The organism is Rhodococcus sp. NPDC003348, assembly GCF_053589375.1.
This window is the reverse complement of sequence record NZ_JBSFRT010000024.1, coordinates 1-12,479: the sequence shown is the minus strand read 5'-3', so window position 1 is coordinate 12,479 and position 12,479 is coordinate 1. Positions and strand designations below refer to the sequence as shown.

The 12,479-nt window shown below is 71.3% G+C and carries 10 protein-coding genes and 1 pseudogene; 10 read left to right on the top strand and 1 reads right to left on the bottom strand.

What is annotated here, in order from left to right; genetic code table 11:
- Positions 1–49: 49 nt before the first annotated feature.
- On the bottom strand, positions 50–1,687 hold the full coding sequence (locus ACWDU4_RS16570; protein WP_450115000.1) for an alkaline phosphatase D family protein: 1,638 nt from the start codon (positions 1,685–1,687) through the stop codon (positions 50–52).
- Positions 1,688–1,817: 130 nt separating this feature from the next.
- Here ACWDU4_RS16570 and ACWDU4_RS16565 point away from each other — a divergent pair, with 130 nt between their 5' ends.
- The 10 genes and pseudogenes from ACWDU4_RS16565 (at position 1,818) to aroQ (ending at position 12,448) form a co-directional block, all read left to right on the top strand.
- Positions 1,818–3,242: a replication-associated recombination protein A gene (locus tag ACWDU4_RS16565; RefSeq protein WP_450114999.1), complete on the top strand. Its 1,425-nt coding sequence runs from the start codon at positions 1,818–1,820 to the stop codon at positions 3,240–3,242.
- A gap of 165 nt (positions 3,243–3,407) precedes the next feature.
- Positions 3,408–6,074: an alanine--tRNA ligase gene (gene alaS / locus ACWDU4_RS16560; RefSeq protein WP_450115066.1), complete on the top strand. Its 2,667-nt coding sequence runs from the start codon at positions 3,408–3,410 to the stop codon at positions 6,072–6,074.
- Complete coding sequence (gene ruvX, locus ACWDU4_RS16555) at positions 6,071–6,619, top strand: Holliday junction resolvase RuvX (protein WP_450114998.1); 549 nt, start codon at positions 6,071–6,073, stop codon at positions 6,617–6,619. Before alaS ends, ruvX begins: the two co-directional genes overlap by 4 nt.
- 23 nt (positions 6,620–6,642) lie before the next feature.
- Positions 6,643–7,839 (top strand): annotated as a pseudogene (locus ACWDU4_RS16550) (endolytic transglycosylase MltG); the annotation flags it as partial.
- Between the two features lie 10 nt (positions 7,840–7,849).
- Positions 7,850–8,689 carry a shikimate dehydrogenase gene (locus ACWDU4_RS16545; protein ID WP_450114997.1) on the top strand — a complete coding sequence of 280 codons (840 nt, stop codon included), beginning with the start codon at positions 7,850–7,852 and terminating at the stop codon, positions 8,687–8,689.
- Between the two features lie 50 nt (positions 8,690–8,739).
- Positions 8,740–9,165 carry a prepilin peptidase gene (locus tag ACWDU4_RS16540; RefSeq protein ID WP_450114996.1) on the top strand — a complete coding sequence of 142 codons (426 nt, stop codon included), beginning with the start codon at positions 8,740–8,742 and terminating at the stop codon, positions 9,163–9,165.
- Between the two features lie 43 nt (positions 9,166–9,208).
- The gene (aroC, locus tag ACWDU4_RS16535) at positions 9,209–10,396 is read left to right on the top strand and encodes a chorismate synthase (RefSeq protein WP_450115065.1); all 1,188 of its coding nucleotides are present in this window, start codon (positions 9,209–9,211) and stop codon (positions 10,394–10,396) included.
- The gene (locus ACWDU4_RS16530; protein WP_450114995.1) at positions 10,393–10,920 is read left to right on the top strand and encodes a shikimate kinase; all 528 of its coding nucleotides are present in this window, start codon (positions 10,393–10,395) and stop codon (positions 10,918–10,920) included. The genes aroC and ACWDU4_RS16530 overlap by 4 nt, the downstream gene beginning before the upstream one ends.
- Positions 10,917–12,026 (top strand): 3-dehydroquinate synthase, encoded by a 1,110-nt coding sequence (gene aroB / locus ACWDU4_RS16525; protein WP_450114994.1) that lies wholly within the window; start codon positions 10,917–10,919, stop codon positions 12,024–12,026. The genes ACWDU4_RS16530 and aroB overlap by 4 nt, the downstream gene beginning before the upstream one ends.
- The gene (aroQ, locus tag ACWDU4_RS16520; RefSeq protein WP_450114993.1) at positions 12,023–12,448 is read left to right on the top strand and encodes a type II 3-dehydroquinate dehydratase; all 426 of its coding nucleotides are present in this window, start codon (positions 12,023–12,025) and stop codon (positions 12,446–12,448) included. The genes aroB and aroQ overlap by 4 nt, the downstream gene beginning before the upstream one ends.
- Positions 12,449–12,479 lie beyond the last annotated feature (31 nt).

Below are 12,479 nucleotides of genomic sequence, written 5' to 3'. Positions count from 1 at the left end.
GGCTCACCCGAGCCGGCGACCCCGTCCGTTCTTCGGCCGGACCGGCCGGTCAGGGCAGCGGCGTGGCCGGGGAGAGTCGCTGGGTGCCGTCGGCGACCGCCAGGCTGGCGCCGACCCGGGCGGTCGCGCCGGGATCGACCGGGTCCGACAGGAAATACCAGTCCATCTGGGCGCGCCTGCTGTCCACATCGAAGATTCCGTAGCCGTGCGAATCCAGCTCCACGTAACGCAGGTGCCGATTCGTCGCCTGCAGTGCGGCCTCGACGGCCGGTGACGCGGTCCGCGGCGGCACGCCGAGCGTGTCGTCGATGTTCGGCGACGTCACCGACGGCACCACGAACTCGGTGCCGACGGTGAGGCCGGTGGGCCAGGCCGCCGCATCGACGGGGAGTTCCGCGGCCCACGACGAGTGGATGTCCCCGGTCAGGAAGACGGTGTTCGGTACCGCGCCCGCGGCGAGCGCGTCGAACAGCCGACGCCGGTCGGCGGTGTACCCGTCCCACTGGTCGGCGTTGTACGGCAGTCCGGCGCTCGGCAGCCCGACCGCGTCGGTCAGGGCCTCGGTCGTGCGAACATCCAACGGGGGCAACAGGACCGGTGCGATCATCACCGGATTGCCGACCAGCCGCCAGTGCGCCGGGGACGTCACCAGCCCGGATGTGAGCCAGTCGAGCTGAGTGCGGCCGGTGATGCTGCGGTCGGGGGAGTCGACGGCCGCCGACGTGGCGGGCACCTGCTCGTCGCGGTCGCTGCGCAGATCGAGCATCGACAGTTCCGCGAGCCGGCCGAACCGGAAACGCCGGTACAGCGGCTGATCGGCGCGGGTCACACGGACCGGCATCCATTCCAGGTAGGCGCGTCTGCCCGCGGCGTAACGGCTCGCCCAGTTCCCCTCGGTCGCGGGCGTGTGGTTCTCGGCGCCACCCACCCAGGCGTTGTCCGCGGTCTCGTGGTCGTCCCAGGCGGCGATGAACGGCAGCCGGGAGTGCAGCGCCTGCAGGTCCGGGTCGGTCTTGTACTGCGCGTGCCGGATCCGGTAGTCCGCGAGGGAGACGATCTCGTGCGGCGGATCGTGCGGTCGCACCGATCCGCCGCGGGCGCCGTACTCGCCGCGGCCGTATTCGTAGATGTAGTCGCCGAGATGCACGATCGCGTCGAGGTCGTCGCGTGCGGCGAGATGGCGGTACGCGGAGAAGTACCCGGCCTCCCAGTTGGAACACGACACCACGCCGAACCGGAGCCGGGCGACGTCGGCGTCGACGTGCGGAGCGGTCCGGGTGCGGCCGGTCGCGGACCGCGTCCCGTCGGGCGCGGTGAACCGGTAGTGGTAGCCCGTCGCCGGCGTCAGCCCCGTGACGTCCACCTTCACGGTGTGGTCGGCGTCCGGGGACGCGGTCACGGTGCCGGCCCGGACCACGGCGGTGAACCCGGGATCGGCGGCGACCTCCCAGCGCACCGGCACCGGCGCCCCCGCGCCCGATCCGGGCACGGCCTCCGGGGACGGGGTGATCCGGGTCCAGACGATCACCCGGTCGGGCAGCGGATCCCCGGAGGCGACCCCGTGCGCGAACGCGGGGACCGGGGCCGCGGCCGCCGTCCGGCCCGACAGCAGTGCGGCGCCGGCGGCGAGGGTCGAGCCGCGCAGCAGTGTGCGCCGGGTGAACAGGGGTGCGTCGTAGGCGGGCATCACTGGATGACAGCCGAAGCTGGACGGTTGTTCAATCGCTGGCGGCGGTTCCGATCGGGTGTTCACGCACTGTTCCGACAGCGGTCGCCCACCGGTCGCCGACCGCGCCCAGCCGGGTAGGTTCGAGCCCGTGAGCGATTGGCTGGGACCGTCCGACAGCGCGGCCGAGGAGAGCGGCCTGTTCGAGGCGCCGGGCACGGACCGGGAACCGGCCGCGGGCGCAGGCGGCGTCACCGGCGGGCTCGCACCGACCCGGCCCGACGCGCCACTGGCGGTCCGGATGCGCCCCGAGACGCTCGGGGAGGTGCTCGGCCAGGATCACCTGCTCGGTCCCGGCGCGCCGCTGCGCCGTCTCGTCGATGGGTCGGGTGCGGCGTCGGTGATGCTGTACGGCCCGCCCGGCACCGGCAAGACCACCCTCGCGTCGCTGATCTCCCGGGCAACCGGCCGCCGGTTCGAGGCGCTGTCGGCGCTGTCCGCCGGGGTCAAGGACGTGCGCGCCGTCATCGACATGGCGCGCCGCCGGCTCACGGCGGGGGAGCAGACCGTCCTGTTCATCGACGAGGTGCACCGCTTCTCCAAGACCCAGCAGGACGCGCTGCTCGCGGCCGTGGAGAACCGGATCGTGCTGCTGGTCGCCGCAACCACCGAGAACCCTTCGTTCTCCGTCGTCTCGCCGCTGCTGTCGCGGTCCCTGGTGTTGCAGCTGAAGTCGCTGACCGAGGGCGACATCCGGCAACTGCTCGACCGGGCGGTGACCGACCCGCGGGGACTCGGCGGCGCGGTCACGCTGACCGAGGAGGCCACCGATCACCTGGTCCGGCTCGCGGGCGGTGACGCGCGGCGGGCGCTGACCGCACTGGAGGCCGCGTCCGGGACGGTCCTCGATCGCGACGGCGGCGCCGGCCGAAATCGTGGCGGCGCGGTGGTCGACCTGGAGGCGGTCGAGGCCAGCGTCGACAAGGCCGCCGTCCGTTACGACCGCGACGGGGACCAGCACTACGACGTCACCAGTGCGTTCATCAAGTCGCTGCGCGGCTCCGACGTGGACGCCGCGCTGCACTACCTGGCGCGGATGATCGTCGCAGGCGAGGACCCGAGGTTCATTGCGCGTCGCCTGATGATCCACGCCAGCGAGGACGTCGGCATGGCCGATCCGACCGCGTTGCAGACCGCGACCGCGGCCGCGCAGGTCGTGCAGCTCGTCGGGATGCCGGAGGCGCAGCTCGCGCTGGCGCAGGCCACCATCCACATCGCGACCGCCCCGAAGTCCGGCGCGGTGACCGCGGCCCTCGGCGCCGCGATGGCCGACATCCGGGCGGGCAAGGCGGGGACGGTGCCGTCGCACCTGCGCGACGGCCACTACGCCGGGGCGCAGAAACTCGGCAACGCGATCGGCTACAAGTACCCGCACGACACCACCGACGGTGTGCTCGCGCAGCAGTACCCGCCGGACGAACTCGTCGGCGTCGACTACTACGAGCCGACCACCCACGGCGCCGAACGCGAGATCGGCGCGCGGGTCGGCAAGCTGCGGCGGATCGTCCGCGGCTGACGCCCCCCGGTACGTGATCTTCACCCCACCGAGTGTGCAGATCACGTCCGGTGCGCGGCTGCGCAGAAGAACTCGAATGACGCTGACGTTAAGCTTGTGAAGGGTCGATTTGCCGTACGCGGCGACATCGACGACAGATTCAGTAGACACGCGAAGGGCAACCAGGTGCAGACCCACGAGATCCGCAGGCGATTCCTCGACCACTTCGTCAAGGCGGGTCACACCGAGGTGGCCAGCGCCTCGCTGATCTTCGACGACCCCAACCTGCTGTTCGTCAACGCGGGCATGGTGCAGTTCAAGCCGTTCTTCCTCGGCCAGCAGACCCCGGCCTACTCCACCGCCACCAGTGTCCAGAAGTGCGTGCGCACCGGCGACATCGAGAACGTCGGCGTCACCACCCGGCACAACACCTTCTTCCAGATGGCCGGCAACTTCAGCTTCGGCGACTACTTCAAGCGCGGGGCCATCAAGCACGCGTGGTCGCTGCTGACCGACTCCCAGGACGACGGCGGCTACGGCTTCGACCCCGAACGCCTCTGGGTCACCGTCTACCTCGACGACGACGAGGCCCGCGACATCTGGCGCGACGAGATCGGCATCCCCGAGGAGCGCATCCAGCGCCGGGGCATGGCCGACAACTACTGGTCGATGGGCGTCCCCGGCCCGTGCGGCCCGTGCTCGGAGATCTACTACGACCGCGGTCCCGAGTACGGCGCCGAGGGCGGGCCCGAGGCCGACGAGGACCGCTACCTCGAGATCTGGAACCTCGTGTTCATGCAGAACGAGCGTGGCGAGGGCAGCGGCAAGGACAGCTTCGAGATCCTCGGGCCGCTGCCGAAGCAGAACATCGACACCGGCATGGGTGTCGAGCGGGTTGCGTTCCTGCTGCAGGGCGTCGACAACGTCTACGAGACCGACCTGGTGCGCCCGGTCATCACCAAGGCGGAGGAGCTGACCGGTCGCACCTACGGCAGCGACCACGAAGCCGATGTCCGATTCCGTGTCATCGCCGACCACGCCCGCACCGCGGTGATGCTCATCGCGGACGGCGTGAACCCCGGCAACGAGGGCCGCGAATACGTGCTGCGCCGGCTGCTGCGCCGCATCATCCGCTCCGCGAAGCTCCTCGGTGCCGACAAGCCGAGCATGGGCGAGTTCGTCACCGTCGTCCGCGACACCATGGCGCCGTCCTACCCGGTCCTCGAGTCCGACTTCGAGCGGATCCTCGCCGTCGCGGTCGGCGAGGAGACCGCGTTCCTGCGCACCCTGGCGTCCGGCTCGAAGATGTTCGAGGCCGAGGCCGACGACGTCAAGGCCGCAGGCAAGAAGGTCTTCGGTGGCAACGAGGCGTTCGTCCTGCACGACACCTACGGATTCCCGATCGACCTGACCCTCGAGATGGCGGCCGAGGCCGGCCTGTCCGTCGACGAGGAAGGCTTCCGCTCGCTGATGGCCGAGCAGCGCAAGCGGGCCAAGGAGGACGCGCAGGCGCGCAAGCATGCGCACGCCGACTTGAGCATCTACAAGGAATTCGTCGACCGCGGCGAGACCGAATTCACCGGCTTCGTCGAATTGACCACGGAAGCAACGGTTCTCGCGCTGATCTCGGGCGGTGTCCGGGTGCCCACCGCGACCGCCGGGCAGGAGGTCGAGGTCATCCTCGACCGCACCCCGCTCTACGCCGAGTCGGGCGGCCAGATCGCCGACATCGGCACCATCACCGCGCCCGGCCTCAAGGTCCGGGTCCGGGACGTGCAGAAGATCGCCAAGAAGGTGTGGGTGCACAGGGTCACCGTCGAGGAGGGCCAGATCACCGAGGGCGACGCGATCCTCGCGCAGGTCGACCCGTCCTGGCGGTCCGGCGCCACCCAGGGCCACTCCGGCACGCACATGGTGCACGCGGCGCTGCGGCAGGTCCTCGGCCCGAACACCACCCAGAAGGGTTCGCTGAACAAGCCCGGCTACCTGCGATTCGACTTCGCGTGGCAGAACCAGCTGTCGGCGCAGCAACTCGCCGACATCGAGGCCGTCGCCAACGAGGCCGTCGCCGCCAACCACACCGTCAACACGTTCGTCACCGACCTGCAGAAGGCCAAGTCGATGGGCGCGATGGCACTGTTCGGCGAGAACTATGGCGACGAGGTCCGCGTCGTCGAGATCGGTGGACCGTTCTCGATGGAGCTGTGCGGTGGCACCCACGTGCAGTCGTCCGCACAGATCGGCCAGATCACGCTGCTCGGCGAGTCGTCCGTCGGCTCCGGGGCGCGCCGCGTCGAGGCCTTCGTCGGCCTCGACTCGTACCGCTACCTGGCCAAGGAACGCGCGCTGCTCGCCGGCGTCGCGACCGCGCTGAAGGTGCCCTCCGAGGAGGTGCCCGGCCGCGTCGAGCAGCTCGTCGAGCGGCTCAAGGTCGCAGAGAAGGAACTCGAGGCCACCAAGGCGGCCGCGGTACTCGCCTCGGCGGCCGGGTTCGTGGAGAAGGCCGAGCGGATCGGGGGCCTGCTCCTGGTCGCCGAGCAGGCGCCCGACGGCGTCTCCGGCGGCGACCTGCGCACCCTCGTCACCGACATCCGCGGTCGCTTCGGCACCGAACCGGCCGTCGTCGTGCTGCTCGGCGCCACCGACGGCAAGGTGCCGTTCGTCGTCAGCGCCAACAAGGCCGCGCAGGACCTCGGCATCAAGTCCGGTGAACTGGTCGGTGCGTTCGGCCCGCTGATCGGCGGCCGCGGCGGCGGCAAGCCGGAGATGGCCCAGGGGGCGGGCGCCGACGCGTCCGGCATCCCCGCCGCGCTCGCCGCGGTCCGGACCCGCGTCGCCGAGCTCGCCGGGTGACCGATGCGCAAGGACCGGGTGCCTCCGAGCCCGGTCGTGCCGACCAGCCCGGCGTCGACGACCCCGGCCGGGGCAGGCGGATCGCCATCGACGTGGGGAGTGTCCGGATCGGGGTCGCGGCGAGCGACCCCGACGGCATCCTCGCCACGCCGGTGGAGACCGTGCCGCGGGCCAAGAGCAGGGCGGATACCAGCGATCTGGCGCGCCTCGTCGCGATAGTCGAGGAATACGAGGCGGTCGAGGTTATCGTCGGTCTGCCGCAAACCCTGCGAGGGGAGCGCGGCGCCGCCGCCGGTCTGGCCCTGCAATTCGCCGACCGGCTCCGGGACCGGATCGCTCCGGTCCCGGTCCGGATGACCGACGAGCGCTTCACGACGGTCACCGCGTCGCGAGCCCTGCGCGAGAGTGGGGTCAAGGCCAAGGGTCAGCGGTCGGTGATCGACCAGGCCGCGGCCGTCGCGATCCTCCAGGGGTGGCTCGATCAGCGAAGCGCGGTGTTGCGTACGGCGCAGACCGAGGACTTGTCGACGGAGGACCACGAGTGACCGACGAGCACCGGCAGTATGTGAGCCGTGCAGACGCCCGCCGAGCCCGTGAGGCCGCGGCCTCCCGCCGCAAACGCGGGCGGAGGGCGACCGTCGTCGCCGCGGCAGTGGTCGGGGTGGCCGCCGTCGCCGGCGCCGGATACGTCGCGAAGGGGCTGCTCGGTGGGCCCGACCTGCCCGCCGACTACGCCGACGGCGAGGCCGGACCGGAGGTGGTCGTCGAGGTCCGCGCCGGTGACACCGCCACCGAGATCGGTGCTCAGATGGCCGAGAAGGACGTGGTGGCAAGCAGTTCCGCGTTCTACAACGCGGCCGTGAAGAACGCGTCGATGAACTCGCTGCAGCCGGGCTTCTACCATGTCGAGTCCAAGCTGCCCGCGGCCCAGGCGGTCAGCGCGCTGGTCGACCCGTCCTCGCGGGTCGGGTCGCTGGTGATCTCCGAGGGTCGGCAGCTGCACGACACCCGGGACGTCAAGACCGGCGCCACCAAGCGCGGCATCTACACCCTGATCTCCGAGGCCAGCTGCCTGCCGTCCGCGTCCGGCGCGCTCCAGTGCGTCAGCGTCGCCGACCTCGACGCGGCAGGCGCGGGCGTCGACCTGAGCGCGCTCGGCGTCCCCGACTGGGCGCTGGCGCAGGTGCGTGGCGTTCCGGATCGCAACCGCCAGCTGGAGGGCCTGATCGCGGCAGGCAGCTGGGACTTCGACCCCGGCGCGACACCCACCGAGATCCTGCGCGGACTGGTCAGCGGAAGCGCCGCCAAGTACGAGGCGACGGGCATCACCACCGCAGGCACGAATGTCGGGCTGAACCCGTACCAGGTGCTGATCGCCGCGTCGCTGGTCGAACGGGAGTCGCTGCCCGCCGACTTCGGGAAGGTGGCCCGGGTGATCGTCAACCGGCTCGCCGTGCCGCAGCGGCTGGAGTTCGACTCGACCGTCAACTACGCGCTCGACACCACCGAACTCGCCACCACCGACGTCGACCGGGCCACCGTCACGCCGTGGAACACGTACGCCAAGGACGGGCTGCCCGCCACCCCGATCTCCTCGCCTTCCATCGCGGCGGTGCAGGCGGTCGAGACCGCCCCGGCGGGGGACTGGCTGTACTTCGTCACCATCGACGACAAGGGCACCACCCTGTTCACGAAGAGCTACACCGAGCATCTCGAGAACAGCAAGAAGGCAGTCGAAAGCGGGATCCTGAGCAGTGGGCGTTGACAATTCGGGCGTGACCGGACCGCGCAGGGCAGCGGTCCTCGGCAAGCCGATCGAGCACTCCCGGTCCCCGCAACTGCACCTCGCCGCGTACCGGGCGCTCGGGCTGACCGACTGGACGTACGACCGCATCGAGTGCACCGGCGAGCAACTGCCCGCGCTCGTGGACGGTCTCGGACCGGAGTGGGTCGGCCTGTCGGTGACGATGCCCGGCAAGCTCGCGGCGCTCGCATACGCGACCGAACGCACCGAGCGGGCCGTGCAGGTCGGCTCGGCCAACACCCTGGTCCGGATCGACGGTGGTTGGCGTGCCGACTGCACCGACGTCGACGGTGTCGCCGGCGCGCTCGCCGAGGTCGGAGTCGTCGACCTGAGCGGGTCGAGCGCCGTGGTCATCGGCGCCGGCGGTACCTCTCGTCCCGCGCTGCGTGCGCTCGCCGACCTCGGGGCCGTCGAGGTCACCGTCGTCGCGCGGTCCGCCGACCGGGCCGGCGAAACCCTCGACTGCGCGCGGGCGGTGGGACTGCGGGCCCGCCACCAGAGCTTCGACGAGTCGGCCATCGCCGACGTGTGCCGGGACGCAGCCGTCGCGGTCAGTACGGTCCCGGCCGCCGCCGTGGCCCCGTACGCCGCGGCGGTCGCGCACGCCCCGGTCGTGTTCGACGCGATCTACGACCCGTGGCCCACACCGCTCGCATCCGCCGTCCAGGCGGCGGGCGGCACCGTCGTCGACGGCCTGCGGATGCTCCTCAACCAGGCATTCGGTCAGGTCGAACAGTTCACTGGACGGCCGGCGCCGAGGGAGGCGATGGCCGCGGTACTGCCGCCGCTTTCATCCACAGGCGGCGCGTAACCCCAGGTCGCGTCCGGGGTGCCGGCGCCGACGCATGGCACGCTGCCGTCATGGGGGACATCGGGGGATTCCTGCTGCTCGCGGCGTGGTGCGGGTGGCTCAGCGTGATCGATCTGCGGACGCGGCGGCTGCCGAACCTGTTGACGCTGCCGGGTTCGGTGGTGATGTTCGCGGTCGCGGCGGCCACCGGCCACCTGCGTCCGGCGCTGGTCGGGGCCGCGTTGCTGGCCGGCGGCTACCTGCTCGTGCACCTGGTCGCGCCCGCGGCGATGGGCGGCGGCGACGTCAAACTCGCGGTCGGTCTCGGCGCGGTGACCGGCGTCGCCGGGGCGCGGGTGTGGCTCGCGGCCGCGGTCGGGGCGCTGATTCTGACGGCGGCCGCCGGTGTCGTCCTGCGAATCGGCGGCAGCCGCGCGGCGAGCCTGCCTCACGGGCCGTCCATGTGCCTGGCGACGCTCGTCTCGTTGTCTCTGTGACCGGTGTGCATTGCAGTGGTTGCCGCGTGGAATGATGGTCGGCGTGCTGCGCTGGATAACTGCCGGAGAATCCCACGGACCCGCCCTCGTCGCGATGCTCGACGGAATGGTCGCCGGGGTCGAGGTCACCTCGGACGAGATCGCCACCCAACTTGCCCGCCGCCGCCTCGGATACGGCCGCGGCGCCCGCATGAGCTTCGAGAAGGACGTCGTCACCATGGTCGGCGGCGTCCGGCACGGCCGCACCATGGGCGGTCCTGTTGCGATCGAGATCGCCAACAGCGAGTGGCCCAAGTGGGAAACCGTGATGGCCTCCGACCCGGTCGACGAGGCACTGCTCAAGGACCTGGCCCGCAACGCGCCGCTGACCCGCCCGCGGCCCGGGCACGCCGACTTCTCCGGCATGCTCAAGTACGGCTTCGACGACGCGCGGCCGGTGCTCGAACGCGCCAGCGCCCGTGAGACCGCGGCCCGGGTCGCCGCAGGCACCGTGGCCCGCAACTTCCTCCGCCAGGTCTTCGGCGTCGAGGTCGTCTCGCACGTCATCTCGATCGGCGCGTCCGAGCCCTACGTCGGTCCCGGACCGCAGGCCGCCGATCTCGAGAGCGTCGACGCCAGCCCGGTCCGAGCATTCGACGAGGCGGCCGAGGCCGCGATGATCGCGGAGATCGAGGCGGCCAAGAAGGACGGCGACACCCTCGGCGGCGTCGTCGAGGTGATCGTCGAGGGACTGCCCGTCGGACTCGGATCGTTCATCAGCGGCGAGAACCGTCTCGACTCGCGACTTGCCGCCGCGCTCATGGGAATTCAGGCCATCAAGGGTGTCGAGGTCGGCGACGGCTTCGAGACCGCGCGCCGCCGTGGCAGCGCCGCCCACGACGAGATGCGGCCCGGCCCCGACGGCGTGCTGCGCTCGACCAACCGGGCCGGGGGCCTCGAGGGCGGCATGACCAACGGCGAGGCGCTGCGGGTGCGTGCCGCGATGAAGCCGATCTCCACCGTCCCGAGGGCGCTGTCCACGGTCGACATGGCCACCGGCGAGGAAGCCGTCGCGATCCATCAGCGCAGCGACGTGTGCGCCGTGCCCGCGGCCGGTGTCGTCGCCGAGTCGATGGTCGCGCTCGTCGTCGCGCAGGCCGCGCTGGAGAAGTTCGGTGGCGACTCCGCCGCCGAGACCCAGCGCAACGTCGAGGGCTACCTCGCGGCCGTGCGGGAGCGGCTGGCGCGGTGACTCCGCGTGCGGTCCTGATCGGGCCGCCGGGGGCGGGCAAGTCCACGATCGGACGCCGCCTGGCCCGGGCGCTCGACGTGGACATCTACGACACCGACGTCGCGATCGAAAGCGAGACCGGGCGCACAATCCCGGAGATCTTCGCCGAGGACGGCGAACCGACGTTCCGGACCATCGAGGAGGATGTGGTCCGGCGCGCGCTCGAGGAGCAGGACGGCGTCGTGTCCCTGGGCGGCGGCGCGATCCTCTCGGACGCCACCCGGTCCCGGCTGGCCGGGCACACCGTCGTGTACCTGGAGATCAGCGTCGCAGAGGGGCTCAAGAGGACCGGGGCGAACACCACCCGGCCGCTGCTCAACGGCGGCGACCCGCGACAGAAGTACCGAGACCTGATGCGCCGCCGCCGACCCCTCTACCGGGAGGTCGCGACCATCCGGATGCGCACCGACGGCCGCAGCCCCGCCCGGGTGGTGCAGCAGCTGCTGGCCAAACTCGAACCACCGAAGGAAAGAGGCAGACAGTGACCGAACCCGTGCGCGTCCAGGTCGAGACGGCCAGCCCGTACCCGGTGATCATCGGGCGCGGCCTGCTCGACGACATCGTCGGTGAACTGCTCGGCACTCGCACCGTCGCGATCATCCACCAGCCGACGCTGGCGGCGACCGCGGACGTGCTCAAGGCGGCGATGAAGGACCGGGGCATCGATGCGCACAGCATCGAGATCCCCGACGCCGAGGACGGCAAGGATCTCGCGGTCGCCGGCTTCTGCTGGGAGGTGCTCGGCCGGATCGGCCTGACCCGCAGCGACGCCGTCGTCAGCCTCGGTGGCGGCGCCGCGACCGACCTCGCCGGGTTCGTCGCCGCGACCTGGATGCGCGGGGTGAAGGTCGTGCACGTGCCGACCACCCTGCTCGCGATGGTCGATGCCGCGGTCGGCGGCAAGACCGGCATCAACACCGAGGCGGGCAAGAACCTCGTCGGGTCGTTCCACGAACCGTCCGCGGTGCTGATCGACCTGGCGACGTTGGAGACGGTGCCGCGCAACGAGATCGTCGCCGGCATGGCCGAGGTGATCAAGACCGGCTTCATCGCGGACCCGGTGATCCTGGACCTGATCGAGGCCGACCCCGAGGCCGCGCTCGACCCGACCGGCGACGTGCTGCCCGAACTGATCCGCCGGTCCGTCGAGGTCAAGGCGAAGGTCGTCGCCGCGGACCTCAAGGAGTCGAACCTGCGGGAGATCCTCAACTACGGCCACACCCTCGGGCACGCGATCGAGCGTCGTGAGAAGTACCGCTGGCGCCACGGTGCCGCGGTGTCCGTCGGCCTGGTGTTCGCCGCCGAGCTCGGTCGTCTCGCCGGTCGCCTCGACGATGCCACCGCGGACCGGCACAAGACGATCCTGGAACTGATCGGCCTGCCCACCGGCTACGACGCGGACGCGTTCGCGGACCTGATGAAGGGCATGCAGACCGACAAGAAGAACCGGGCCGGGATGCTCCGGTTCGTCGTCCTCGACGGACTCGCCAAGCCGAGCCGCCTCGAGGGCCCGGATCCGACGCTGCTTGCCGCCGCCTACTCCGCGATCTCGCGCGAGCCCGGCGGAACCGCCGGTACGGTGCTGCTGTGACGATCCAGGTGGTGAACGGGCCGAACCTCGGTCGGCTCGGCAGGCGTCAGCCCGAGGTGTACGGCTCCACCACGCACGCCGACCTGGTCGCGCTGTGTGAACGCACCGCCGCTGAGCTCGGGGTCGACGTGCAGGTCCGGCAGTCCGACCACGAGGGCGAGCTGCTCGGCTGGATCCATGACGCGGCCGACGCGGGGGAGCCGGTGATCCTCAATGCCGGCGGACTGACCCACACCTCCGTCGTCCTGCGGGACGCGTGCGCGGAACTGACCGCCGGTCTGGTGGAGGTGCACATCTCGAACGTGCACGCCCGTGAGGAGTTCCGGCACCACTCGTACCTCAGCCCGATCGCGACCGCCGTCATCGTCGGGGCCGGCGTCCAGGGCTACGCCCTCGCGCTGCGCTTCCTGGCCGAGCGCTGACGCGCCGTGAGCGACCTTCCCGCCGGTGAAG